Origin of the sequence: Streptomyces sp. NPDC017095 (assembly GCF_044332325.1) — a bacterium.
GTDB lineage: Bacteria > Actinomycetota > Actinomycetes > Streptomycetales > Streptomycetaceae > Streptomyces.
Genome location: NZ_JBIROU010000010.1, coordinates 150,673 through 173,366, shown reverse-complemented (window position 1 = coordinate 173,366; position 22,694 = coordinate 150,673). Strand labels below are relative to the sequence as shown.

Genomic DNA, 22,694 nt, shown 5'->3' with positions numbered 1-22,694 from the left:
GCGGGCGGGAGCGCCGCGCGCTCACTCCACGCCGACGAGCAGCAGCGCTCCCTGGCGGCCGCCGTGGTACACCACCGTGTCCACCGCCAGGTAGGAATCCCGCACCCGGGCCTCCAGATGCCCGGCGACGCCGTCCGGTGCCTCCTCGCCGACGACCAGCGTGACCAGTTCGCCGCCGGCCTGGAGCATGCGGTCCAGGACGGTGCGGGCGGTGGCGGTGACGTCCGCGCCGATCACCGCCACGTCTCCGTCGATCAGCCCGAGGACGTCCCCGGCCTGGCAGATGCCGGCCGTCGTCCAGGACTGGTGCTCGGCGACGACGACCTCGCCGTACCGGGTGGCGCCCGCCGCCGAGGTCATCTGGACCACGTCCTCGTCGAACCGGCGCCCCGGCTCGTGCACGGCGAGCGCGGCGATGCCCTGGACCGCCGAGCGGGTCGGGATCAGGGCCACCCGGATGCCCTCGGTGCGGGCCTGCTCGGCCGCCGCGGCGGCCGTGTGGCGCAGTTCGGCGTCGTTGGGCAGCAGCACCACCTCGCGGGCGTGGGCCCGCCGTAGCGCCTGCACCAGCTCTCCGCTGGCCGGCGGCTCGCCGGGGCGGGCGAGGACGGTGGTCGCGCCGGCCTCGGCGTACAGCCCGGCCAGGCCCTCGCCGGGTACGACGGCGACGACCGCGCGCTGGGCGCGTTCGCGGGGCGGGCGCTCGCGGCCGGTGTGCGCGTCGCCGTGCCCGAAGTGCGTGATCCTGATCCGGTACGGCCGTCCCGCCTCCACCCCGGCCTCCACGGCGGCGCCGGCGTCGTCGACGTGCACATGGACGTTCCACAGGCCGTCGCCGCCGACCACGACCAGCGAGTCGCCCAGGGCGTCGAGCCGGGCGCGCAGCCGGGCCACGGCCGCGTCGCCGGCCTCCAGCAGGTAGATCACCTCGAAGGCGGGCCCGCCGGTCCCGGCCGCCCCGGCGCAGTCGGACCCGGCTACGTCGGCTTCCGCCAGGCCGTGGGCCGCCTCGGCGCGGGTCCCTCCGGCGCCGGTGTCCTCCGGCCCGGCGGCGGACAGCTCCGGCACGCGCGCGTGCCCGGCGCTCCCGCCCCGGGACGGAGCGGGGCCCACCGCCTCTCCCGTGCACGCCTCCACCAGCGCCCCGAGCACCGCCACCAGCCCCCGGCCGCCCGCGTCGACCACGCCGGCCCGCCGCAGCACGGTCAGCTGGTCCGGTGTCGCCGCCAGGGCCGTCCGCGCGCCCTCGTAGGCGGCCCGCGCGACCGTCCGGCAGTCGCCGTCGGCCGTCCCGGCGGCGTCGGCGGCGGCCGAGGCGACGGTGAGCACGGTGCCCTCGACCGGGTGGGCCACGGCCTGCCGGGCGGAGTCGGCGGCCCGGCGCAGGGCCAGCCGCAGCCCCGGGCCGTCGGCGCGGGAGGCGTCACCGGACGCGGCGAGCACCTGCGCCATCCCGCGCAGCAGCTGCGCGAGGATCGTCCCGGAGTTGCCCCGGGCCCCGATGAGCGCCCCGTGGGCCATCGCGCGCACCGCGTCCGCGAGGGAGGGCTCCGCGCCGCCGGTGCCGTACCCGGCGAACACCGCCTCCACGGCCGTCGCCGCCGACTCCACGGTCAGGTACAGGTTCGTCCCGGTGTCGCCGTCCGCCACCGGATAGACGTTGATCGCGTCGATCTCCTCGCGGGCCCGGCCCAGTTCCCTCAGCGCCAGACCGCACCAGGTGCGCACCGCGGGAGCGTCGAGGAATGTCTGCGGCACCTGCGCCACCTGCGCCTCCCTGAGCTGGCTGGACGTGGACGCAGCGTAGACCCCGGACCGGTGGCTTCCGGAAGCGGGCCGGGGCGGGGACCTGGGCCGACATGGTAGTTTCGTTGAACGGACGCAGTCGTTGTATGCTGCTCCGGTTGCCCGATCCGATCGGGCCATTCCCCTGGCACCGCCACTCAGATCCCATTCGTGGGTTCTTGATCCCGGCATGCCGGGATCAACCGTAAGTGCATCTGAAGTCTTTGGAGTGACCCGTGGCTGCCAACTGCGACGTCTGCGGCAAGGGGCCGGGCTTCGGCAACAACATCTCGCACTCGCACCGCCGTACGCCCCGCCGCTGGAACCCGAACATCCAGCGTGTGCGTACCGTGGTCGGCGGGACGCCGAAGCGCGTGAACGCTTGCACCTCGTGCATCAAGGCCGGCAAGGTCTCGCGCTGACGCTACAGCTGAGCGCGCGGCCACTGCCTGCTGGTTCGCTGCACTGAGCCGGTCCACCGAGAGGTGGGCCGGCTTTTTGCCGTGCCGTCAGGACGGGTCCCGGCGCAGCGCCCAGCCGTGGTCCACCGGGCCGATGCCGGCGCCGAGGGCGAACCCGGCGGCGATCGCCCCGGTGACGTACTCCTTGGCCGCCGTGACCGCCTCCGGCACGGACCGGCCCCGGGCCAGGCCGCAGGCGATCGCGGAGGCGAGGGTGCAGCCGGTGCCGTGGGTGTGCCGGTTGTCGTAGCGGGGCGCGCGCAGCAGGTACTCCGCGCTGCCGTCGGTGAGCAGGTCCACGGCGTCCCCGGACAGGTGTCCGCCCTTGACCAGCACCCAGCGCGGCCCGTACGCCAGCACGGCCGCCGCGGCCCGCCGCAGGTCGTCCTCGCCGCGCACGCGCACCCCGGTGAGCTGGGTCACCTCGTCGAGGTTCGGGGTGGCGACGGTCGCCGCCGGCAGCAGCCTGGTGCGTACGGCGTCCAGGGCGGAGGCGGCCAGCAGCGCGTCGCCGTGCTTGGAGACGCCCACCGGGTCCACCACGGCCGGCGCGTCCGTGCCGGCGATCAGGTCGGCGACCTCCTCGACCAGTTCCGCGGAGGCCAGCATGCCGGTCTTCACGGCCTGCACGCCGATGTCGTCCACGACGCTGCGGTACTGCGCCCGGACCGCCGCCACCGGGAGTTCCCAGGCGCCCTGGACGCCCAGGGAGTTCTGCGCGGTCACCGCGGTGAGCACGCTCATGCCGTGCACGCCGAGCGCGAGCATCGTCTTCAGGTCGGCCTGGACGCCGGCGCCGCCGCCGGAGTCCGAGCCCGCCACCGTGAGCACCCGGGGGATCACGACTCGATGTCCCCGAAGTGGTCCCAGCCGCCCTTGCTGGTCCAGGGCGCCCCGTCGACCGTCACCTGGGGCAGCGCGGAGGGGTTGAGGACCTCGCCGATGACCTTCCAGCGGGCCGGCAGCTTCACGTCCGGCGGGAAGGTGGCCACGATCGCGTGGTCCTCTCCCCCGGTCAGCACCCACTGGAGCGCGTCGACGCCGACGGCCTGGCCGATGTCGTGCATCTGGGTCGGGATGTCGATCGCGGCGGACCGGATGTCGATGCGGACCTTGCTGGACTCGGCGATGTGCCCGAGGTCGGCGATCAGGCCGTCGCTCACGTCGCACATCGCGGTGGCGCCGAGCGCGGCGGCGGCCGGCCCGGCGTGGTACGGCGGCTCCGGGCGCCGGTGGGCCTCCACGAAGGCGCGCGGCGAGCGGAAGCCGCGGGAGAGCACCGCGTACCCGGCCGCGGACCAGCCGAGCCAGCCGGTGACGGCGACGAGGTCGCCGGGCTGGGCGCCCGCGCGGGTGACCGGCTCGTGGTTGCGCAGATCGCCGAGCGCGGTGATCGACACCATGATCGTGTCGCCGCGTACGACGTCGCCGCCGACCACCGAGGCGCCGGCGACCTGGCACTCGTCGCGCAGGCCGTCCATCAGCTCGGTGGGCCAGGCGACGGGCAGTTCGGCCGGGACGACCAGGCCGAGCAGCAGCGCGGTCGGCACCGCGCCCATCGCGGCGATGTCGGCGAGGTTCTGCGCGGCGGCCTTGCGGCCGACGTCGTAGGCCGTGGACCAGTCGCGGCGGAAGTGCCGGCCCTCCAGCAGGATGTCGGTGCTCGCCACCACCCGGCGGTCGGGCGCGGCCACCACGGCGGCGTCGTCTCCGGGGCCGACCCGGACCGCCGCGGTGGTGGTGAGACGGGAGGTCAGCTCCCTGATGAGCCCGAACTCCCCTAGCTCACCGACAGTGCCCTTCATGTGCCTTGGCTCCCCTTCTCTCCCGTGCCGTGCCCGGTCGCGCGTCTTCAGTGTCCCCGATACGGTCGAGGTGTCCGTCGTCGTGGTCGCGCCGGCCGCCGGCGCGGACGTGACGACCGTCCGTACGGTCCAGGTGACCGTCAATGTCCGCCGTGCCCGGACCCGGGCGCGCAAGCCCGCGTCCCGCGGGTCTCCCCGCGGGCGGCGGCGACGCGATACCGTGGCGTTCCTTTCCCCCACATGATCCTCGTGGCCGCCCTGGAGGTTCCGTGGTACAGGCGTACATCCTGATCCAGACGGAGGTCGGCAAGGCGTCGACCGTCGCCGACACGATCGGCAAGCTCCCTGGAGTGCTCCAGGCCGAGGACGTGACGGGTCCGTACGACGTGATCGTGCGCGCCCAGGCCGAGACGGTCGACGAACTCGGCCGCATGGTGGTCGCCAAGGTCCAGCAAGTGGACGGCATCACGCGCACCCTGACCTGCCCGGTCGTGCATCTGTAGCCCCCGTCTACGCTTGGCCGGTGAACATCTTCCGTCACCGGCCTCTCGGCCTGCTCGCGCCGGCGCTGCTCCTCGCGGTCGCCGGCTGCTCCGCGGCGGACCACGGCGACACCGTGCCGGTACCCACCCCCGACGCGAGAACCGCCCCGCTCTGCCGGGACCTGGCGAAGGTGCTGCCCCGCAAGGTGGACGGGCGGGCCCGCCGGGACCCCGAGCCCCGGTCCGCCTACACGGCGGGCTGGGGAAGCCCGGCGATCATACTGCGCTGCGGCATCGTCCGGCCGCCGAAGATGGTCGATCCGAAGGTGGCCCGGGGCGAGGACCCGGACGCCATCGGCGGCGGGGTCGGCGACGTCGACTGGCTGATGGAGAAGCAGGACGACGGGACGTGGCGGTTCACCACGTCCGGACGCCGCGCGTATGTGCAGGTGACGCTGGACAAGGAGCTGTCCGGGGCGGACGACAGCACGCAGGTGCTGCAGGACCTGGCGCCGGCCGTGCAGAAGGCGATCCCCGAGGGGCTCGCCTCCATGCGGCACTGACCGGCGGGCGGTCAGCGCAGCCCGGTCGGCCGGTTCAGCGCCGACTGCACCAGGCGGTCGATCAGCTCGGGGTAGGCGACCCCGGCCGCCTGCCACATCTGCGGGTACATCGAGATCGGCGTGAAGCCGGGCATGGTGTTGATCTCGTTGATCACGAACTCGCCGTCCTCGGTGAGGAAGAAGTCGGCGCGGACCAGGCCCTCGCAGGAGGCCGCCTCGAACGCCTCGACCGCGAGCCGGCGCACCTCGGCGGTCTCCTGCGCGGTCAGCGGGGCCGGGACGACACCGGGCGTGGAGTCGATGTACTTGGCCTCGAAGTCGTAGTACGCGTGCGCGTCCGGCGGCGGGATCTCGGCCGGCACGGAGGCGCGCGGGCCGTCCTCGAACTCCAGGACGCCGCACTCGATCTCGCGGCCCCGCAGGGCGGCCTCGACCAGGATCTTCGGGTCGTGGCGCTGGGCCTCGGCGATCGCCTCGTCCAGTCCGGCGAGGCCGTCGACCTTGGTGATGCCGATGGAGGAGCCCGCGCGCGCCGGCTTCACGAACAGCGGCCAGCCGTGCTCGCCCGCGAAGTCGACGATCCGCTTGCGGGCGGCGGACTCGTCGCGCTGCCACTCGCGGGGCCGGATCACCAGGTACGGGCCGACCTTGAGCCCGAAGGAGGCGAGCACCCGCTTCATGTACTCCTTGTCCTGGCCGACGGCCGAGGCGAGCACGCCCGAGCCCACGTACGGCACGCCGGACAGCTCCAGCAGGCCCTGGAGGGTGCCGTCCTCGCCGTAGGGGCCGTGGAGCACCGGGAAGACCACGTCGACCTCGCCGAGCGCCTTGGGCACCGAGCCGGGCTCGCTGTAGACGACCTCGCGGCTGGTGGGGTCGACGGGGAGCACCACGGCACCGTCGTGGGACTCCGCGAGCTGGTCCACGCTGGGCGTGCGGCGGTCGGTGATGGCCATCCGCTCCGGCTCGTCGGCCGTCAGGGCCCAGCGGCCGTCCGTGGTGATGCCGATCGGCAGGACGTCGTACTTCGTCCGGTCGATGGCCTTGAGGACGGCGCCGGCGGTGACCACGGAGATGCCGTGTTCGGAGCTGCGTCCGCCGAACACGACGGCCACGCGCGGCTTGCGCGACGGCTGCTCGGGGCTCTGGGGAAGGTTCTCGGTGCTCATATCGGGTTGAGAGTACCCGGAGGCAGGCGGCAAGTCAGCGCGCGCTGCGGGGCCGTCGCTCAGCGTCGCACGGATGGTCGCGCAGCGTCGCGGACGGCCCCCTGGCGGGCCCGGGCGGGCCGGTCAGCGCCGTTCGGGCTTGGCGCTGCGCGCCATCAGCTCCTTGACCGCGGCGACCGGCGACTTGCCCTCGTGCACGATGCCGACGACCGTCTCGGTGAGGGGCATGTCGACGCCGTGCCGGCGGGCCAGATCGAGCACGGACTCGCAGGACTTGACGCCCTCGGCGGTCTGCCGGGTCACCGCGATGGTCTCCGCCAGGGTCATGCCCTTGCCGAGGTTGGTGCCGAAGGTGTGGTTGCGCGACAGCGGCGAGGAGCAGGTGGCCACCAGGTCGCCCAGGCCCGCGAGTCCGGAGAAGGTCAGCGGGTCGGCGCCCATCGCGAGGCCGAGCCGGGTGGTCTCGGCGAGGCCGCGCGTGATGAGCGAGCCCTTGGCGTTGTCGCCGAGCCCCATGCCGTCGGCGATGCCGACGGCGAGCCCGATGACGTTCTTGACCGCGCCGCCGAGTTCGCAGCCGACCACGTCGGTGTTGGTGTACGGCCGGAAGTACGGCGTGTGGCACGCGGTCTGGAGCCGCCGGGCGACCTGTTCGTCGGTGCAGGCCACCACGGCCGCCGCGGGCATGCGGGCGGCGATCTCGCGGGCCAGGTTGGGTCCGGTGACCACCGCGATGCGGTCGGCGCCGACCTTGGCGACGTCCTCGACGACCTCGCTCATGCGCATGGTGGAGCCGAGTTCGACGCCCTTCATCAGGGAGACGAGGACGGTGTCCGGCGCGAGCAGCGGGGCCCAGCCGGCGAGGTTGGCGCGCAGCGTCTGGGAGGGGACGGCGAGCACGGTGAAGTCCGCGTCCCGCAGCGCCGTGGCCGCGTCGGCGGTGGCGCGCAGGTTCTCCGGGAGGGCCACGCCGGGCAGGTAGTCGGGGTTGGTCCGGGTGGAGTTGACCGCCTCGGCCAGCTCCGGCCGGCGGGCCCACAGGGTCACGTCGCAGCCGGCGTCGGCGAGCACCATGCCGAAGGCGGTGCCCCACGATCCGGTGCCCATGACGGCCGCCCGCACAGGCTCGCTCACTTGCTCTGCCCTTCCGCTTGCCTGGCCTGGGTCCGCGCCTGTTCCCGTGCCCGGGCCTGGGCCCGCGCCTGCGCCTGGGTGCGGCGCCGCTGCTCGATCCGTTCCCGGCGCGGGTCGTACGGCTCGTCGGGCGCCTTCTCGCCCCGGATCTCCTCCAGCAGGCGGGTGATGGCCGCCATGATGACCTCGGTGGCCTCCCTCAGCACGTCCGGGGTCATCTCCCGGCCGTAGAAACGGGAGAGGTCCACCGGCGGGCCGGCCAGCACGCGGTGGGTCTTGCGCGGGAAGAGGTCCGGCTTCCTGGCGTACGGCGGCAGCAGTTCGTTGGCGCCCCACTGGGCGACCGGGACGACCGGGCACCTGGTCTCCAGGGCGACCCGGGCGGCGCCGGTCTTGCCGGTCATGGGCCAGCCGTCCGGGTCGCGGGTGAGGGTGCCCTCGGGGTAGAAGGCGACGCACTCGCCGCGCTGCACGGCGTCGATGGCGGCCCGGAAGGCGCTGAGCGCGTCCGTGGACTCGCGGTAGACGGGGATCTGTCCGGTGCCGCGCATGGCGGCGCCGACGAATCCTTTCTTGAAAAGCCCGCTCTTCGCCAGGAATCGCGGAACCCGTCCGGTGTTGTACTGATAGTGCGCGTATGCGAAGGGGTCCACGTGGGAATTGTGGTTCACCACGGTGATAAATCCGCCCTCGGCCGGAATGTGCTCCATTCCACGCCAGTCCCGCTTGATCAGAACCACCAGCAGTGGTTTGCAGATCACCGCGGCGAAGCGGTACCAGAAGCCGATTCTGCGGCGGGGCACAAGGACACCTTCCTCTAGGACTGCCACCCCGGCGGGGGCCGCACAAGTCTGGCCCCGGGCCGCCGGTCTGTCGAGAACACCGTACGCCCCGCCTCCCGTCGGACCGGATGGCCCGGGGGACAATGAACGCGACAAGAGAGGGACGGTACGCCGGTGCAGTGGACCTTGGTCATCCCCCTGAAGCCCCTGGCCCGGGCGAAGAGCAGGCTGGCGGACACCGCGGACGACGGGGTGCGCCCGGCTCTGGCGCTGGCGTTCGCGCAGGACACCGTGGCGGCGGCGCTGGCCTGCGCGGCGGTGTCGGATGTGGTGGTCGTCACGGACGACGAACTCGCCGGCCGGGAGCTGGCGGCGCTCGGCGCGCGGATCGTCCCGGACGTTCCGGGCGCCGGTCTGAACGCCGCCCTGGCCCATGGCGCGGCGGCCGTGCGCCAGGGCCGTCCCGGCGCCGCGGTGGCGGCCCTGAACGCCGATCTGCCGGCACTGCGCGCCACCGAACTGTTCCGGGTGCTGGACTCGGCCGCGCAATTCCCGCGCGCATTTCTCCCGGACGCCGCGGAAGTGGGCACGACTTTACTGACGGCGGCCGGCGATCAGGCCCTGCGGCCCGCGTTCGGCGCCGATTCCCGTATCCGGCACCGGGCGTCGGGCGCGAGGGAACTCTCGCCGGCGGGCGTCGGTTCGGTACGGCAGGACGTGGACACCGGGGACGACTTGCGCGCCGCGCTGGCGCTGGGCGTCGGACCGTATACGGCGAAGGTCTCGGCGGGGCTGCTGATTCCGGGGCCGTGACGGGAGCGGGCGCCCCTGAGCGGGCCCGGCGGGGTGCAGCGGGAGGCACTACGCTGGCCGTCATGCAGGCGACCGCGTACACGTACGACCCGCAGACCCGCAGCGGTCAGGTGCTGCTCGACGACGGCACCCCGGTGCCGTTCGGCGCCGCCGCGTTCGACGCCGGCGGTCTGCTGCTGCTGCGTCCCGGGCAGCGGGTGCGGATCGAGACCGAGGGCGAGGGCGAGGCCGCCCGGGTCACCCTCGTCACCCTGCACACCCTGTAACCGTCCCCGCACACGCCGCGGGCCGGGCTCCCCACGGGAGTCCGGCCCGGCGCGTGAGTGCCTGGCGGCCTTACGACGTCGCCTTGCGGGCGGTCGTCTTCTTGGCCGTGGTCTTGCGGGCCGTCGACTTCTTGGCCGGGGCCTTCTTCGCGGTGACCTTCTGCGCCGGGGCCTTCTTGGCGGTGGTCTTCTTGGCCGCGGTGGTCTTGGCGGTGGCCTTCTGCGCCGGGGCCTTCTTGGCGGGTGCCTTCTTCGCCGGGGCCTGGGTCTGCTTCGCGGCGGCGGCGGCCGTGGTCTTCTTGGCGGGCGCCTTCTTCGCCGTGGTCTTCTTCGCCGCACCCGCCGTCTTCTTGGCGGCGGCCTTCTTGCCGACGGCCTTGGCGATGGTGGGCGGCGGGCCGGACAGGCTGCCCTTCGGCGCCTTCTTCACGGCGACCTCGCCGCCCTTCGGCAGCTTCTTGGAGCCGCTCACCAGGTCCTTGAAGCCCTGACCGGCGCGGAAGCGCGGCACGGAGGTCTTCTTGACCCGAACCCGCTCGCCGGTCTGCGGGTTGCGGGCGTAACGGGCGGGGCGGTCCACCTTCTCGAAGGACCCGAAGCCGGTGACCGAGACCCGCTCGCCCGCGACGACCGCGCGGACGATGGCGTCCAGGACATGATCGACAGCGTCGGCGGCCTGCTGGCGGCCCCCCAACTTGTCGGCAATCGCTTCCACGAGCTGCGCCTTGTTCACGTCTTCCCCTTCGGAGACATTGCCAGAACGAAAGTGTTCAAGCGTTTTCGCACGTTAGGCAGATATATACCGCAAATCAAACACGAAACGGGCTTATCACCCTTGTGCCGCAACGGACTCGGCCGCACCGGACGGTTCAGTGGTCCTCTCCGGGGATCCGACCCGCGTCGAGGTCCGCCGTGAACCGGTCGAGCCGCCTTGCCGCGTCGGCGAGGTCGTGCTTGGCCGCGGCCGTAATGACCAGCAGCTTCCGGGTCAGCGCCATCCGTACGCCCTCCGGGACTTGCAGTGCGCGCACTTTGGAGTGCGCTTCCTTGAGCTGGTTCGCGACCGCCGTATAGAGCTGGAGTTGGCCGTCGTGTCCCATGCACAGATTGTGCCATCTGGGGCGAGTTGTCGCCTGCGCAGGGTGGTAACTGCCGCCTCAAATGGCCTTCCAGGCACTTGCGGAGGGTCGGAACGCACTACTCACCTACCCAGCCAACGGCCTTTTTAACGTGGGGAGTTGCCTCTGCGAGGAGATCACCGCAGGTCCGTCCGGGGGCAGACATGGCTGTACCCCCAATCGTGGCGATCGGGGGTACAGACGGAGTGTTGGGGTGGCCGAAACCCGACCCTCGCGGGTCCGGCCGGCGGCCGGATCAGACCGGGAGCGTCCGCGGCTTGTAGGCGGGGCGCCCGGACTCGTAGGCGGCGATGTCCGCCTCGTTCCGGAGCGTGAGGGAGATGTCGTCCAGGCCGTTCAGCAGCCGCCAGCGGGCGTTCTCGTCCAGCTCGAAGGAGGCGGTGATGCCCGGGGCGCGCACCTCACGGGTCTGGAGGTCCACGGTGACCTCGACCGTGGGGTCCTGCTCGGTCAGCTCCCACAGCGCGTCCACGGTGCGCTGCTCCAGCACCACCGTGAGCAGGCCGTTCTTCAGCGAGTTGCCGCGGAAGATGTCGGCGAAGCGGGAGGAGATCACGGTCTTGAAGCCGTAGTTCTGCAGCGCCCAGACGGCGTGCTCACGGGAGGAGCCGGTGCCGAAGTCGGGGCCGGCGACCAGGACCGTGGCGCCCTGCCGCTCGGGCCGGTTGAGGATGAACTCCGGGTCCTTGCGCCAGGCCTCGAACAGCCCGTCCTCGAAGCCGTCGCGGGTGACCTTCTTGAGCCAGTGGGCGGGGATGATCTGGTCGGTGTCCACATTGCTGCGGCGCAGCGGGACGGCCCGGCCGGTGTGGGTGGTGAAGGCTTCCATGGTTATCGGACTCCAGCGGGGACGTCGGTCAGGTCGGCCGGGGAGGCCAGGTGGCCCAGGACGGCGGTGGCCGCCGCGACCTGCGGCGACACCAGGTGCGTACGGCCGCCCTTGCCCTGCCGGCCCTCGAAGTTGCGGTTGGAGGTGGAGGCGGAGCGCTCGCCCGGGGCGAGCTGGTCGGGGTTCATGCCGAGGCACATCGAGCAGCCCGCGTGCCGCCACTCGGCGCCGGCCTCCTTGAAGACCACGTCCAGGCCCTCGGAGACGGCCTGGAGACCGACCCGCGCGGAGCCCGGCACGACCAGCATCCGTACGCCGTCGGCGACTTTGCGGTCCCGCAGGATGTCCGCGGCGGCGCGCAGGTCCTCGATGCGGCCGTTGGTGCACGAGCCTACGAAGACGGTGTCCACGCTGATGCTGCGCAGCGGCTGTCCGGCCGCCAACCCCATGTACTCCAGGGCCTTTTCGGCGGACAGGCGCTCCGAAGCGTCTTCGTACGAAGCCGGGTCGGGGACGGACGCCGAAAGCGGCGCGCCCTGGCCGGGGTTGGTGCCCCAGGTGACGAACGGCGACAGCTCCGTGGCGTCGATGACGACCTCGGCGTCGAAGACGGCGTCGTCGTCGGTGCGCAGGGTCTTCCAGTACGCGACGGCCGCGTCCCAGTCGGCGCCCTCGGGGGCGTGCGGGCGGCCCTGGAGGTAGGCGAAGGTCGTCTCGTCCGGGGCGATCATGCCCGCGCGGGCGCCGGCCTCGATCGACATGTTGCAGATGGTCATCCGGGCCTCCATCGAGAGCTTCTCGATGGCGGGGCCGCGGTACTCCAGGACGTAGCCCTGGCCGCCGCCGGTGCCGATCCGCGCGATGATCGCCAGGATCAGGTCCTTGGCGGTGACGCCGTCGGGCAGCTCGCCCTCGACGGTGATCGCCATGGTCTTGGGGCGGGCCATCGGCAGCGTCTGGGTGGCCAGCACGTGCTCGACCTGGGAGGTGCCGATGCCGAACGCCAGCGCGCCGAAGGCGCCGTGCGTGGAGGTGTGAGAGTCGCCGCAGACGACGGTGGTGCCGGGCTGGGTCAGGCCCAGCTGGGGGCCGACGACGTGCACGACGCCCTGCTCGATGTCGCCCAGCGGGTGCAGCCGCACGCCGAACTCGGCGCAGTTCTTGCGCAGGGTCTCGAGCTGGGCGCGGGAGACCGGGTCCGCGATGGGCTTGTCGATGTCGAGGGTCGGGGTGTTGTGGTCCTCGGTGGCGATGGTCAGGTCGAGACGGCGCACCTTCCGCCCGCTCTTGCGCAGCCCGTCGAAGGCCTGGGGGCTGGTCACCTCGTGCAGCAGGTGCAGATCGATGTAGAGGAGGTCGGGCTCGCCCTCGGCGCGCCGGACGACATGGTCGTCCCAGACCTTCTCCGCGAGTGTCCTACCCATCGCTTTCCCTCCGGCCGGCAAGCGTCCACCGACCCAACTAGAGATCTTGAGGGGCGGTGGCTGCCCTGCCTGGGGCCCCTGAACGTCGTGATTCCGGGCGTCCACCGCCGGGCCCGCTGGTCGTCGGGCCGTCGTGTGATTCCAGGGTGGCGCGTTCCACGGAAAATTGAACTTGCGTTTCACAGAGTGAGACGTGAGTATCGTTGCATGGACAACAGTAGCGGCGTGGGCGTTCTGGACAAGGCGGCCCTCGTCCTGAGCGCCCTGGAGTCCGGTCCGGCCACCCTCGCGGGTCTGGTCGGAGCCACCGGACTGGCACGACCCACGGCCCACCGCCTGGCCGTGGCCCTGGAACACCACCGCATGGTGGCACGCGACATGCAGGGCCGGTTCATCCTCGGCCCGCGCCTGGCGGAGCTGGCGGCCGCGGCGGGCGAGGACCGCCTGCTGGCGACGGCGGGCCCCGTGCTCACCCACCTCCGTGATGTCACCGGCGAGAGCGCGCAGCTCTACCGCCGCCAGGGCGAGATGCGGATCTGCGTGGCCGCGGCGGAACGTCTCTCCGGGCTGCGGGACACCGTGCCGGTCGGCTCCACGCTGACGATGAAGGCGGGCTCCTCGGCGCAGATCCTGATGGCCTGGGAGGAGCCCGAGCGGCTGCACCGGGGCCTCCAGGGCGCCCGCTTCACGGCGACGGCGCTGTCGGGCGTACGGCGGCGGGGCTGGGCCCAGTCCATCGGCGAACGCGAACCGGGGGTCGCGTCCGTCTCCGCGCCCGTGCGCGGTCCCTCCAACCGCGTGGTGGCCGCCGTGTCCGTCTCCGGTCCCATCGAGCGGCTGACCCGCCACCCGGGCAGGATGCACGCCCAGGCGGTCATCGACGCGGCCACCCGCCTCTCCGAGGCCCTACGCCGCTCGGGCTGACCACCGGGGGCCGGCCGCGCGCCCGACCGAACCGTCACCCCGCACGCCCCCCACCGGCCCCGCCGGAGGCCCGCCCCCGCCCGTGCGCCCGGCCCCTCCGGGCGCCACCACCGGCATCGACGGAGGGCGGGCCCTGAGCGCACGGCCGGCCCCGCCCGCGCGGACGGCCCCGCCGGGAAGGAACCTGTCTCGATGCCGCGGCGGACCCTCCCCCGGTACGGGTCCGTCCGCGGCCAGCCGTCTCTAGAGGCGCGTGTCCGTTCCCGAGCGGTGGGCGAACCGGTCCTTCGCGTACCGGCCCCGCGCGGCGAGCGGCACCTGTCCGTGCGCCGCCGCCAGCCCGAACGCCGGCATGTCGCCGTAGACCGCCTCGTACGAGCCCTCCGGCACGACGTACGTCTCGTGCCAGATTCCGACCTGTCCGCGCAGCCCGCCCTGCCGCTCCTTGCGGTTGACCAGGGCCCAGGCCCGGTGGTGCAGGGCGTCCGGCGCGGTCGCGTAGGCGTACAGCTTCTCCTTCGACTCCCAGTACTGCACGGCGTAGTACGTCCGCGGCGAGGCCGTCAGCAGAACCTTGGCGCGCAGGCCCCGGGCGGGGTCGCGCTCCAGCTCCCGCAGCATGCGGATCATCGCGATCAGCACGGGCAGCCACAGGTGGACGGCCCGGAAACGGTTGACGCGCATGCCGATCAGCAGGACGACGACCTCGCCCCGCGCGTCGGCGGTCGTACGGGACACCATGGGTTCCCTCCTTATCGGTGAGCAGCGCTATCCAACGACCGATGCTTGGATAGTGCCGCTATCCGAGAAGGGACGCAAGGGATGCGGCTCGCCGAACTCAGCAGACGCAGCGGGGTGTCCGCCGCGACGATCAAGTACTACCTGCGCGAGGGCCTGCTGCCGCCGGGCCGCCAGGTCAACGCGACGACCGCGGAGTACGACGAGGAGCACCTGCGCCGGCTCCGTCTGGTACGCGCGATGATCCAGGTCGGCCGGCTGCCGGTGGCGACGGTCCGCGAGGTGCTGGGGCACGTGGACGACGACTCCCTCGGCCGCACCCTCCGGCTCGGCGCGGCCCTGTGGGCGCTGCCGCAGATCCCGGAGCCGGACGAGGACGACGAGTTCGTCCGGGCGGCGCACCGGGAGGCGGACGCGCTGCTGGACCGGCTGGAGTGGTCCCGCGCGAAGTTGCTGACCACGATCTCCCCCGCCTACCGCTCGCTGGTGGTGGCGATCGCCGCGCTGCGCCGGATCGGCTACGCCTGGGACACCGAACTGCTCGCCTCGTACGCCCGGTTGATGCACGAGGCGGCCCGGCTCGACCTGGACTTCGTGGAGACGCACCGCACGGAGGCGGAGAAGGCGGAGACGGCCGTGCTCGGCGCCGTGCTGACCGAGCCGATGCTCCAGGCGCTGCGCCGGCTGGCCCAGGAGGAGGAGTCGGCCCGGCGGTACGGCTTCGAGTGAGGGCTGCTTCCGCCCTCACCGCGCACGTGTCCGGCCCGTTGTTTCTCGCCCGTGCCGCTGCCGCGAGCCCCTACATCGGCCCGCGACGGGTCACACCAAGTGCCCACCGGTACAGATCCGGAACCTTGAACAACCGCTCCGACCCATCGCCGTCGAGGGCCTCCAGCAGTCCCGCCTCCTGAGCCAGCACGACGAGGTCTTCCTCCATGTCACCCAGGGCATCCTCGCTGACGGGCGTCCGGCCGTACTCCCGCAAGGCCTCGGCCATCTCCCTGAGCTCCTGGAACTCCTCGTCGAGCAGGGCGGACAGAGCCTTGTCGCTCACGCTCTCCAGGCTGAGTGCGAGACTGCGTGGCCGGAGAACGGAACGGTCGTAACCACTGCGCTTCTCCTCCGCCCTCTCCCAGTCCAGCGCGGCCGCGAAGAGCTGTAGCAGGGCACGCGGCGAATGGTCCCCGTTGCCGTCCGCGAGCCGGTTCCAGACCCAGTTGGCCGTGAAAGCCGTGCGCTCGCCTCGCATGCGCTCGCCCACCAGGGCACTCCAGGCGACGACCACCTGTTCAGGGCTCCAGGCCGCCACCTCCGTCGTGGACAGAGCGGGATCGAGCACAGCCAGTACATCCGCGAAGGCGGAGGCGCGTACGGCACGCTTGAGCACGACCTTGAAGTAGTCCTCCCGGTCCTCCCACTGAAGACGGCGGGACAGACCGAAGAAGTGGCTCTTGTTCTCGAAGCGCAGCCCCTGCCAGATGTCCTGCCTTACGAAAACCTTGAGACGAATCCTGTGCAGGCGGGACGCGAGGTCTGCCTGCTTCGTGAGCAGCCCGGCGATGGCGGCCGACCTGCGCGAGCGTTGAACCGGCGAGTGACCGAAAGCCGTGTCCAGGCCGTCGAAGAGCAGGAGGAGGCCCTGGTCGCCGTTGACGTCCACACGACGCAGCCAGTCTCCGCACCGAAGCGGGCCCATGGGGTCGTCGAGAACGTCGAAGACCGCCTGCGTCACCGCGAAGTCACCGTCCCCCAGTTCAGCGAGAGCCGGGTGCGGAGCCCCGTGTTCCAAGGCCGGGGCGTAGGACCGGTAGATGGCAAGAGCCATGAGCACCTGCCAGAAGGAACCCCAGTCCAGACCTCGCTGTTCGAGTGCACCACCGACAGCCGCGTAGTTGTCCGGCCCGAAGGACCAGGCCGGGCGATCCTTGTACTGGTTCGGCGTCGTCACCAGCACCGGTTCCCAGCCGACCAGTTTTCCAGCCGCCAGCCACCGGAACAGGGCCGTCTTGCCCGTGCCTTTCCGGCCCAGGATCAAAGGCACGTCCGGGGCGGCCGTCTCGTTGACCTGGCGTGTCACGACGTAGTCCTGCAAGAACTCGTCGTGATCTAGGATCTCGGCCGTACCCGTGGAGAACGACAGCTGCCGCAGCGCCTCGGCCTTGCTGGCGGAGGTCTGGTTCTGGATGGCCAGCGTGGGCGTGGGCTCGGGCACGATCTGGACGATCCAGTCGGCGATACGTGCGTAGGGGGTCAGCCGACTGCCGGAGGGGCTCACCGTGTCGGCGAAAGCCACCTCGGCGTTGTACGGGACCATGTGCGTGATCTCTTCGGCCGACAGCGCCTGCGCATCTTGCCGCTGGGAGCCTGCGGTCGCCGTCCACGTCTCGACCCAGGATTTGGCGCGTTCGGCCAGGCGCGTCGCGCTGATGCCGGGCGGCATCGGCGACACGACGAAACGCGGCTCGGGCGTCAGGACGCGGTCGGCGGTGCTGCGCCGCGTGGTGGCACCCAAGAGGGCCTTGGTCAGCATTTCGGTGCCTGCCCGGGCTTGCGCATGCGGATGAAAGCAGATCACCGCCATGTCCGACACGTCGAACAGCAGAGGAGCGGCGACAGGGCTCACACCGGTGCGCGAGTCGATCAGGATGACATCGGGCCCCAGGTTGGATTCACGTACTTCGTCGATGAGGCGATGCAGAGCGTTGGTCCGCTCCCGGTACCAGATCTCCGGTTCAAGCGACCGCAACTGCGCGGCGTAGGAACTGTCGATCCGGCCGGCGGGCATGCAGTACAACCGTCCCGCGTCGTCCACCGGGATGAGGTGCTTGAGCACCGATCCCTGTTCCCCGAACTCGTAGTGCAGCAGAGCCGACACCACGCCTTGGTCGGTGTCGACCTGGCTCTCGATCCCGAAGAGAGAGTCGAGACCGGGCGCCTCCAGGTCCATGTCGATGCAGACGACGGTGAGCCCGTGATCGCTGCTCAGACGGCGCGCTACCGACACCAGTGCCGTGCTGCGCCCGACTCCGCCCTTCAGGCTGTAGAAGGTGACGACCGGCGCGGAGTCGAGGTCCTCGTCCAGATCGCTGGCGAAGGTCACGGTGGACAGGGCGCGGTTCGCATCCTGGGCGCGCTCCAGAGCGGACGTCCAGTGTGGCACGCGATCATCGGCATCAGTGTGGCCCAAGTCGCCGTACCACTCGGCTTCCGCCGACGTGATCAGTTCCCAGGTGTGCACCTCGCGCACCACATCACCGTCGAGCTGTGCCTCCACCCTGGCCTTCCGCTCGTCGGGTGTCCACGGGCCGAAGCCGTCACTCTCGGCGCGCACCAGGAGACCTCCGGCGTCACGGACCACGTGAACCACTGCCGACGGAACAACCTCTCGTACGGCTGCCGTGATCTTCTCAGTGGAGTCATGGTCGGACATCACATCGGCCTTCCTGATTCGTTCCACCTACGACCGGCGGTCCCTCGTCGGGAGCTCGCCTGCCGGATACGCGTCGCCACCCAGCTTGCCAGCTCCCTTCCGCCCTTGAGCAGGTCTTTCGGGTCCACCTCGGCGGGCAAACGGGTCTCGTAGCGCAGTTCCGTACCCCAGTGGGCGATGAACAGGCCGGCATGGCCGCGCGGTGGCGGGAACTCGGCGGACCGCCACAACCCTCGCAGGTTGTGCCCCTCGCTGCCGCCCCGTGGAAAGCGGATACCGCTGAGTTGCAAGTAGGTCTTCAAGCGACACTCGACCACGTAGCCGGCCAAGTAGACGGCTCCGAGGTAGTGACCCGAGTCAGCCAGCGCCTTGGCTTCCGCCGCGCGCACTCCGGCCACGCCCTGAAAGTCGGCCACGCACCCCCCCTGCCCCTGCCACGTGCGTCATCGAGGCTCCCCACCTGATGACCGCTGGCGCATCCGAGACGACGGAAGCCTCCCAGATAACTGAGAGGCTTCCGTATGCACGTACCCCCGACCGGATTCGAACCGGCGCTACCGCCTTGAGAGGGCGGCGTGCTAGGCCGCTACACAACGGGGGCGAGGATCTTGCGTTTCCGCAGATCCGAGCTGGTCTACCTGGACTCGAACCAAGACTAACTGAACCAGAATCAGTCGTGCTGCCAATTACACCATAGACCAATGATGGTTTAGACCAGTCAGTACCCCCGACCGGATTCGAACCGGCGCTACCGCCTTGAGAGGGCGGCGTGCTAGGCCGCTACACAACGGGGGCCCTAGCGATCCCGACATGATCGAGATCCGTACCCCCGACCGGATTCGAACCGGCGCTACTGCCTTGAGAGGGCAGCGTGCTAGGCCGCTACACAACGGGGGCTTTGCAGATGAGCTCTGCGAGCTGGCCTACCTGGACTCGAACCAAGACTAACTGAACCAGAATCAGTCGTGCTGCCAATTACACCATAGGCCACTGGAACTCAATCCCCCTGCGGGGTTCTCGTTCTAGTTCGCTCCTCGGGGCTTCGGCCTTCCGGCCCGCGCCCCTCGGCGCAGAAAGAACATTACCCGAAGGTGGACGGGGCTCCAAAACGGGTATCCGCGCGGACGAGCGCCGGGAGTTCGGCGAGGCTCGCGATCCGGTGCGCGAGGGCCTGTCCGGCGGCCCGCGCCGGGACCGTCCCGCGGTCGATCCACACGGACAGCAGCCCGGCCTCGGCGGCGCCCCGCCCGTCGATCTCCGGGTGGTCGCCGACGTAGGCCACCTCGTGCGGGGGCAGGTCCAGCGCCTCGCAGGCCGCCAGGAAGGCGCCGGCCGCCGGCTTGGAGACGCCCAGCTCGGCGGCGCACAGGACGGTCTCGAAACGGTCGTGCAGGCCGAGGGCGCGCAGCTTGCGCTCCTGGACGACGAGGCTGGAGTTGGACAGCACGGCATGCCGGTAGCCGGCCGCGAGGGCGTCCAGGGCGGGCAGGACGTCCGGGAACAGGCTCCAGGCGGCCTCGTAGTGGACCAGATAGCGCGCGAACCAGGCGTCGGCCTCCTCGTCGGCCAGCTCCCGGCCCAGGAAGACGCGGATCCGGTCGCGGCGCTGTGTGACGAAGTCCACCTCGCCGGCGGCGAACCGGGCCCACTGGGCGTCCGTGATCTCCCGCCAGCGCGGCAGGGCCCGCTCCACGCCGCCGTGCGCGGCGAGCAGCCCCTCGGCCAGCAGATGGGCGTGCATACCCGCCCGGTCGGCGGTCGTGTAGTCGAAGAGGGTGTCGTCGACGTCCCAGACCACGGCTCTGATCGTCATGCCCCGACGGTACCGCCGCGGGACCGGCCCCGTGCAGGCCCCGGCGCGGCCGGTGCGCGCGGGGCGCGGGAACGCGCGCGGGGCGCGGGAACGCGCGCGGGGCGCGGGAACGCGCGCGGGGCGCGGGAACGCGCGCGGGGCGCGGGAACGCGTGCGGGGTGCGGGAACGCGTGCGGGGCGGCGCCCGGGGGTCCGGGTGCCGCCCCGCGCGTACGGGCCGGTCGGGCGGTCAGGCGGTCAGCTTCGCCAGGGCCGCGTCGATGCGGGCCAGCGTCTTGTCCTTGCCCAGGATCTCCAGGGACTCGAAGAGCGGCAGGCCGACGGTGCGGCCGGTGACGGCCACCCGGACCGGCGCCTGGGCCTTGCCCAGCTTCAGACCGTGCGCCTCGCCGGCGGCCAGGACGGCTTCCTTCAGCGACTCGGCCGAGGTCCAGTCCGCGGCCTGGAGCTTCTCGCGGGCCGTGCGCAGCAGGGCGTCGGAGCCCTCCTTCATCGCCTTGGTCCACGAGGCCTCGTCGAAGACCGGCTCCGGGAGGAACAGGAAGTCGACGTTGGCGGTGATCTCGGAGAGCACCTTCAGCCGGGTCTGGGCGTGCGGGGCGACGGCCTGCCACCGGGCCTCGTCGAAGTCCTCCGGCGCCCACGGGGCGAACGGCGCCCGCAGCCACGGACGGCAGCGCTCGGTGAAGTCCTCCACCGTCAGCATACGGATGTGGTCGCCGTTGATCGCCTCGCACTTCTTGAGGTCGAAACGGGCCGGGTTGGGGTTCACGTCGGAGATCTCGAAGGCCGCGACCATCTCCTCCACCGTGAAGATGTCCTGGTCGGCGGAGAGCGACCAGCCGAGCAGCGACAGGTAGTTGAGCAGGCCCTCGGGCAGGAAGCCCTGCTCGCGGTAGAGGTTGAGGGAGGCCTGCGGGTCGCGCTTGGAGAGCTTCTTGTTGCCCTCGCCCATCACGTACGGCAGGTGGCCGAAGGCGGGGGTCCCCTTGGCGATGCCCAGCTCGGTCAGCGCCTTGTAGAGGGCGATCTGCCGCGGGGTGGAGGACAGCAGGTCCTCGCCGCGCAGCACGTGGGTGATCTCCATCAGGGCGTCGTCCACCGGGTTGACCAGCGTGTACAGCGGGGCGCCGTTGGCCCGGACGATGCCGTAGTCGGGCACGTTCTCCGGGGTGAAGGTCAGCTCGCCGCGGACCAGGTCGGTGAAGGTGATCGTCTCGTCCGGCATGCGGAAGCGGACGATCGGCTGGCGGCCCTGGGCGCGGTACTCCTCGACCTGCGCGGCGGTCAGCTCGCGGCAGTGGCCGTCGTAGCCGGAGGGCCGGCCGGCGGCGCGGGCGGCCTCGCGGCGGCTGTCCAGCTCCTCCTGGGAGCAGTAGCAGTGGTAGGCGTAGCCGCCGTCCAGCAGCTTGCGCGCCACGTCGGCGTAGAGGTCCATGCGCTGCGACTGGCGGTACGGCGCGTGCGGGCCGCCGACCTCGGGGCCCTCGTCCCAGTCGAAGCCGAGCCAGCGCATCGCGTCGAGGAGCTGCTGGTAGGACTCCTCCGAGTCGCGGGCGGCGTCGGTGTCCTCGATGCGGAAGACCAGGGTGCCCCGGTGGTGCCGGGCGAACGCCCAGTTGAACAGGGCGGTGCGCACCAGGCCCACGTGCGGGTTGCCGGTGGGCGAGGGACAGAAACGGACGCGGGGGGGTACCCCCTGCCCGAGCGGGGTCGAGAGCTGGGGGGAGGGTGCGCTAGCCACGCTTGACAACCTTGTTGGTGAGAGTGCCGATGCCTTCGATGGTGACGGCGACCTCGTCGCCGACGCCGAGGGGGCCGACCCCCGCGGGGGTGCCGGTGAGGATGACGTCGCCGGGGAGCAGGGTCATGGCCTCCGAGATGTTGACGATCAGGTCCTCGATGGGGTGAATCATCTCGCTCGTCCGGCCGAGCTGGCGCTGTTCGCCGTTGACGGTGAGCTGGATGGTCAGGTCGTTCGCGCGCTCCAGGTCGAGGTCCGTCTCCACCCAGGGGCCGAGCGGACATGAGCTGTCGAAGCCCTTGGCGCGGGCCCACTGCTTCTCGCGCCGCTGCACGTCGCGGGCGGTGACGTCGTTGGCGCAGGTGTAGCCGAGGATGACGTCCTTGACGCGGTCGCGCGGGACCTCGCGGCACATCCGGCCGATGACGACGGCCAGCTCGGCCTCGTGGTGCAGTTCCCGGGTGAACGCGGGGTACTGGATGGCGTCGCCGGGGCCGATCACCGAGGTGGACGGCTTGAAGAAGGCGAACGGCGCCTCGGGCACCTCGTTGCCCAGCTCGCGCGCGTGCTCGGCGTAGTTGCGGCCGAACGCGACGACCTTGTTGGGGAGGACCGGCGGCAGCAGCCTGACCTTGCTCAGCGGCACCTTGGTGCCGGACAGCTCGTGGTCCGCGAACGGGATGCCCTTGATGATGTCGAGGACGAGTTCGTCCTGCTTGTCGCCCTCGACCGCGCCGAAGGCTACGTTCCCGTCGATGGAGAACCTGGCGATGCGCACGGGATTCCTGCGCCCCTCACTGAGAACCGGCGTATTGACGCCCCAGGTTATCGGAGCTATACGCGCTTCTCCGCTGCCGGGGTGTCGCCGCAGGTCAGAGGCGGGTCAGGGGCGGGCCGGGAGGGAATGAAGGGAATGAGGGGAATGAAGGGAATGAAGGGAACCGGGGAGGGAGACCGGCGCGGCCGGATACGACGAGGGCGCGGCCGGGGGGACGCTCGTGCCGTCCCGTCCGCCGCGCCCGGTGGAGCCGTCGGTCACTCGCCGGCCGGGGCGCCCGCGCCGGCCGGGATCTCCATCAGGATGGTGCGCCGGGGGTTGGCCGTCTGGGCCGGGAGGTCGGCGGTGTGCTCCGGAACCGGGGGCGTGTGCAGCTCGCCGGCGTCCTTGAGGTGCGCCAGGGTCGTGCGTCGCGGGTTGGCTATCTTGTGGAACATCATCGTCGTCTTCACCGTTGTCGTCCTGTGGCCTCTGGTCGAGTGGGGTTGGCAGAGTCGTCCCTCGTGTAAAGCGTCAGGCTAAACATCCGATTCCCCGACGAAGCCGCCAACTGCCCCCGCGATCCCTGTGAGTTTGCTCACGAACTCACCGGCAAACCGGTCAATTCCGGCCGCC

General features: G+C 71.6%; 24 protein-coding genes and 5 tRNA genes. 7 read left to right on the top strand and 22 right to left on the bottom strand.

Going from position 1 to position 22,694, the window contains the following annotated elements; genetic code table 11:
* Positions 1 to 21: 21 nt before the first annotated feature.
* On the bottom strand, positions 22 to 1,767 hold the full coding sequence (locus ACH4OA_RS21655; RefSeq protein ID WP_397970225.1) for a DAK2 domain-containing protein: 1,746 nt from the start codon (positions 1,765 to 1,767) through the stop codon (positions 22 to 24).
* A gap of 254 nt (positions 1,768 to 2,021) precedes the next feature.
* Between ACH4OA_RS21655 and rpmB the strand changes: the two genes are divergently transcribed.
* The gene (gene rpmB, locus ACH4OA_RS21650; protein WP_004924906.1) at positions 2,022 to 2,207 is read left to right on the top strand and encodes a 50S ribosomal protein L28; all 186 of its coding nucleotides are present in this window, start codon (positions 2,022 to 2,024) and stop codon (positions 2,205 to 2,207) included.
* An 87-nt stretch (positions 2,208 to 2,294) separates the two neighbouring features.
* On the opposite strand, the gene thiD is transcribed toward rpmB, so the two are convergent.
* Together thiD and ACH4OA_RS21640 are read right to left on the bottom strand one after the other, a co-directional pair.
* A complete protein-coding gene (thiD, locus tag ACH4OA_RS21645) occupies positions 2,295 to 3,089 on the bottom strand; it encodes a bifunctional hydroxymethylpyrimidine kinase/phosphomethylpyrimidine kinase (RefSeq protein WP_397940397.1) in 795 nt (264 codons plus the stop codon).
* Positions 3,086 to 4,051 carry a thiamine-phosphate kinase gene (locus ACH4OA_RS21640; RefSeq protein WP_365883334.1) on the bottom strand — a complete coding sequence of 322 codons (966 nt, stop codon included), beginning with the start codon at positions 4,049 to 4,051 and terminating at the stop codon, positions 3,086 to 3,088. The genes thiD and ACH4OA_RS21640 overlap by 4 nt, the downstream gene beginning before the upstream one ends.
* A gap of 269 nt (positions 4,052 to 4,320) precedes the next feature.
* On the opposite strand from ACH4OA_RS21640, the gene ACH4OA_RS21635 reads away from it, so the two are divergent.
* Entirely contained in the window at positions 4,321 to 4,554 is a 234-nt protein-coding gene (locus ACH4OA_RS21635) for an Lrp/AsnC ligand binding domain-containing protein (RefSeq protein ID WP_365883330.1), read from the top strand.
* A gap of 20 nt (positions 4,555 to 4,574) precedes the next feature.
* Positions 4,575 to 5,096, top strand: a complete 522-nt coding sequence (locus ACH4OA_RS21630; RefSeq protein WP_397940395.1) for a DUF3515 domain-containing protein — start codon at positions 4,575 to 4,577, stop codon at positions 5,094 to 5,096.
* An 11-nt stretch (positions 5,097 to 5,107) separates the two neighbouring features.
* On the opposite strand, the gene ACH4OA_RS21625 is transcribed toward ACH4OA_RS21630, so the two are convergent.
* The 3 genes from ACH4OA_RS21625 to ACH4OA_RS21615 all read right to left on the bottom strand — a co-directional run bounded on the left by ACH4OA_RS21625 (position 5,108) and on the right by ACH4OA_RS21615 (position 8,202).
* Positions 5,108 to 6,265: a D-alanine--D-alanine ligase family protein gene (locus ACH4OA_RS21625; RefSeq protein ID WP_397940393.1), complete on the bottom strand. Its 1,158-nt coding sequence runs from the start codon at positions 6,263 to 6,265 to the stop codon at positions 5,108 to 5,110.
* A 123-nt stretch (positions 6,266 to 6,388) separates the two neighbouring features.
* Positions 6,389 to 7,399: an NAD(P)H-dependent glycerol-3-phosphate dehydrogenase gene (locus ACH4OA_RS21620; RefSeq protein ID WP_397970224.1), complete on the bottom strand. Its 1,011-nt coding sequence runs from the start codon at positions 7,397 to 7,399 to the stop codon at positions 6,389 to 6,391.
* Positions 7,396 to 8,202 carry a lysophospholipid acyltransferase family protein gene (locus ACH4OA_RS21615; protein ID WP_397948659.1) on the bottom strand — a complete coding sequence of 269 codons (807 nt, stop codon included), beginning with the start codon at positions 8,200 to 8,202 and terminating at the stop codon, positions 7,396 to 7,398. Before ACH4OA_RS21615 ends, ACH4OA_RS21620 begins: the two co-directional genes overlap by 4 nt.
* A gap of 153 nt (positions 8,203 to 8,355) precedes the next feature.
* Between ACH4OA_RS21615 and cofC the strand changes: the two genes are divergently transcribed.
* Positions 8,356 to 8,994, top strand: a complete 639-nt coding sequence (gene cofC / locus ACH4OA_RS21610) for a 2-phospho-L-lactate guanylyltransferase (RefSeq protein WP_397940387.1) — start codon at positions 8,356 to 8,358, stop codon at positions 8,992 to 8,994.
* Positions 8,995 to 9,056: 62 nt separating this feature from the next.
* Entirely contained in the window at positions 9,057 to 9,260 is a 204-nt protein-coding gene (locus ACH4OA_RS21605; RefSeq protein WP_365882997.1) for a hypothetical protein, read from the top strand.
* A gap of 70 nt (positions 9,261 to 9,330) precedes the next feature.
* Here ACH4OA_RS21605 and ACH4OA_RS21600 read toward each other — a convergent pair whose 3' ends face one another.
* From ACH4OA_RS21600 to leuC, 4 genes are all read right to left on the bottom strand, one after another.
* Positions 9,331 to 9,993: an HU family DNA-binding protein gene (locus ACH4OA_RS21600; RefSeq protein ID WP_397940385.1), complete on the bottom strand. Its 663-nt coding sequence runs from the start codon at positions 9,991 to 9,993 to the stop codon at positions 9,331 to 9,333.
* 136 nt (positions 9,994 to 10,129) lie between these two features.
* Positions 10,130 to 10,360, bottom strand: a complete 231-nt coding sequence (locus ACH4OA_RS21595; RefSeq protein ID WP_365882999.1) for a hypothetical protein — start codon at positions 10,358 to 10,360, stop codon at positions 10,130 to 10,132.
* A gap of 274 nt (positions 10,361 to 10,634) precedes the next feature.
* A complete protein-coding gene (gene leuD, locus ACH4OA_RS21590; protein WP_365883000.1) occupies positions 10,635 to 11,228 on the bottom strand; it encodes a 3-isopropylmalate dehydratase small subunit in 594 nt (197 codons plus the stop codon).
* A 2-nt stretch (positions 11,229 to 11,230) separates the two neighbouring features.
* Positions 11,231 to 12,652 (bottom strand): 3-isopropylmalate dehydratase large subunit, encoded by a 1,422-nt coding sequence (gene leuC / locus ACH4OA_RS21585; RefSeq protein ID WP_397940382.1) that lies wholly within the window; start codon positions 12,650 to 12,652, stop codon positions 11,231 to 11,233.
* A gap of 207 nt (positions 12,653 to 12,859) precedes the next feature.
* Here leuC and ndgR point away from each other — a divergent pair, with 207 nt between their 5' ends.
* Positions 12,860 to 13,576, top strand: coding sequence for an IclR family transcriptional regulator NdgR (ndgR, locus tag ACH4OA_RS21580; protein ID WP_397948660.1), 717 nt, complete (start codon positions 12,860 to 12,862; stop codon positions 13,574 to 13,576).
* Between the two features lie 243 nt (positions 13,577 to 13,819).
* On the opposite strand, the gene ACH4OA_RS21575 is transcribed toward ndgR, so the two are convergent.
* Positions 13,820 to 14,317, bottom strand: coding sequence for a DUF4188 domain-containing protein (locus ACH4OA_RS21575; protein ID WP_397970222.1), 498 nt, complete (start codon positions 14,315 to 14,317; stop codon positions 13,820 to 13,822).
* Between the two features lie 81 nt (positions 14,318 to 14,398).
* Between ACH4OA_RS21575 and ACH4OA_RS21570 the strand changes: the two genes are divergently transcribed.
* Positions 14,399 to 15,043, top strand: a complete 645-nt coding sequence (locus ACH4OA_RS21570) for a MerR family transcriptional regulator (protein ID WP_397970220.1) — start codon at positions 14,399 to 14,401, stop codon at positions 15,041 to 15,043.
* Positions 15,044 to 15,113: 70 nt separating this feature from the next.
* Here ACH4OA_RS21570 and ACH4OA_RS21565 read toward each other — a convergent pair whose 3' ends face one another.
* From ACH4OA_RS21565 to ACH4OA_RS21515, 11 genes are all read right to left on the bottom strand, one after another.
* Positions 15,114 to 17,744: a tyrosine-protein kinase family protein gene (locus ACH4OA_RS21565; RefSeq protein ID WP_397970218.1), complete on the bottom strand. Its 2,631-nt coding sequence runs from the start codon at positions 17,742 to 17,744 to the stop codon at positions 15,114 to 15,116.
* Positions 17,744 to 18,160: a hypothetical protein gene (locus ACH4OA_RS21560; RefSeq protein ID WP_397970216.1), complete on the bottom strand. Its 417-nt coding sequence runs from the start codon at positions 18,158 to 18,160 to the stop codon at positions 17,744 to 17,746. The genes ACH4OA_RS21565 and ACH4OA_RS21560 overlap by 1 nt, the downstream gene beginning before the upstream one ends.
* A 112-nt stretch (positions 18,161 to 18,272) precedes the next feature.
* Positions 18,273 to 18,345, bottom strand: a tRNA-Glu gene (locus ACH4OA_RS21555).
* Positions 18,346 to 18,373: 28 nt separating this feature from the next.
* A tRNA-Gln gene (locus ACH4OA_RS21550) sits at positions 18,374 to 18,445 on the bottom strand.
* A gap of 21 nt (positions 18,446 to 18,466) precedes the next feature.
* A tRNA-Glu gene (locus ACH4OA_RS21545) sits at positions 18,467 to 18,539 on the bottom strand.
* Positions 18,540 to 18,568: 29 nt separating this feature from the next.
* Positions 18,569 to 18,641 (bottom strand) — tRNA-Glu (locus ACH4OA_RS21540).
* Positions 18,642 to 18,662: 21 nt separating this feature from the next.
* Positions 18,663 to 18,734 (bottom strand) — tRNA-Gln (locus ACH4OA_RS21535).
* A 91-nt stretch (positions 18,735 to 18,825) separates the two neighbouring features.
* On the bottom strand, positions 18,826 to 19,557 hold the full coding sequence (locus ACH4OA_RS21530; RefSeq protein ID WP_397970214.1) for an HAD family hydrolase: 732 nt from the start codon (positions 19,555 to 19,557) through the stop codon (positions 18,826 to 18,828).
* Between the two features lie 229 nt (positions 19,558 to 19,786).
* Positions 19,787 to 21,301: a glutamate--tRNA ligase gene (gene gltX, locus ACH4OA_RS21525; protein ID WP_397970213.1), complete on the bottom strand. Its 1,515-nt coding sequence runs from the start codon at positions 21,299 to 21,301 to the stop codon at positions 19,787 to 19,789.
* Positions 21,294 to 22,079: a fumarylacetoacetate hydrolase family protein gene (locus ACH4OA_RS21520; RefSeq protein ID WP_365880280.1), complete on the bottom strand. Its 786-nt coding sequence runs from the start codon at positions 22,077 to 22,079 to the stop codon at positions 21,294 to 21,296. Before ACH4OA_RS21520 ends, gltX begins: the two co-directional genes overlap by 8 nt.
* A 257-nt stretch (positions 22,080 to 22,336) precedes the next feature.
* The gene (locus ACH4OA_RS21515; RefSeq protein WP_397940373.1) at positions 22,337 to 22,531 is read right to left on the bottom strand and encodes a hypothetical protein; all 195 of its coding nucleotides are present in this window, start codon (positions 22,529 to 22,531) and stop codon (positions 22,337 to 22,339) included.
* Between the last annotated feature and the right edge of the window lie 163 nt (positions 22,532 to 22,694).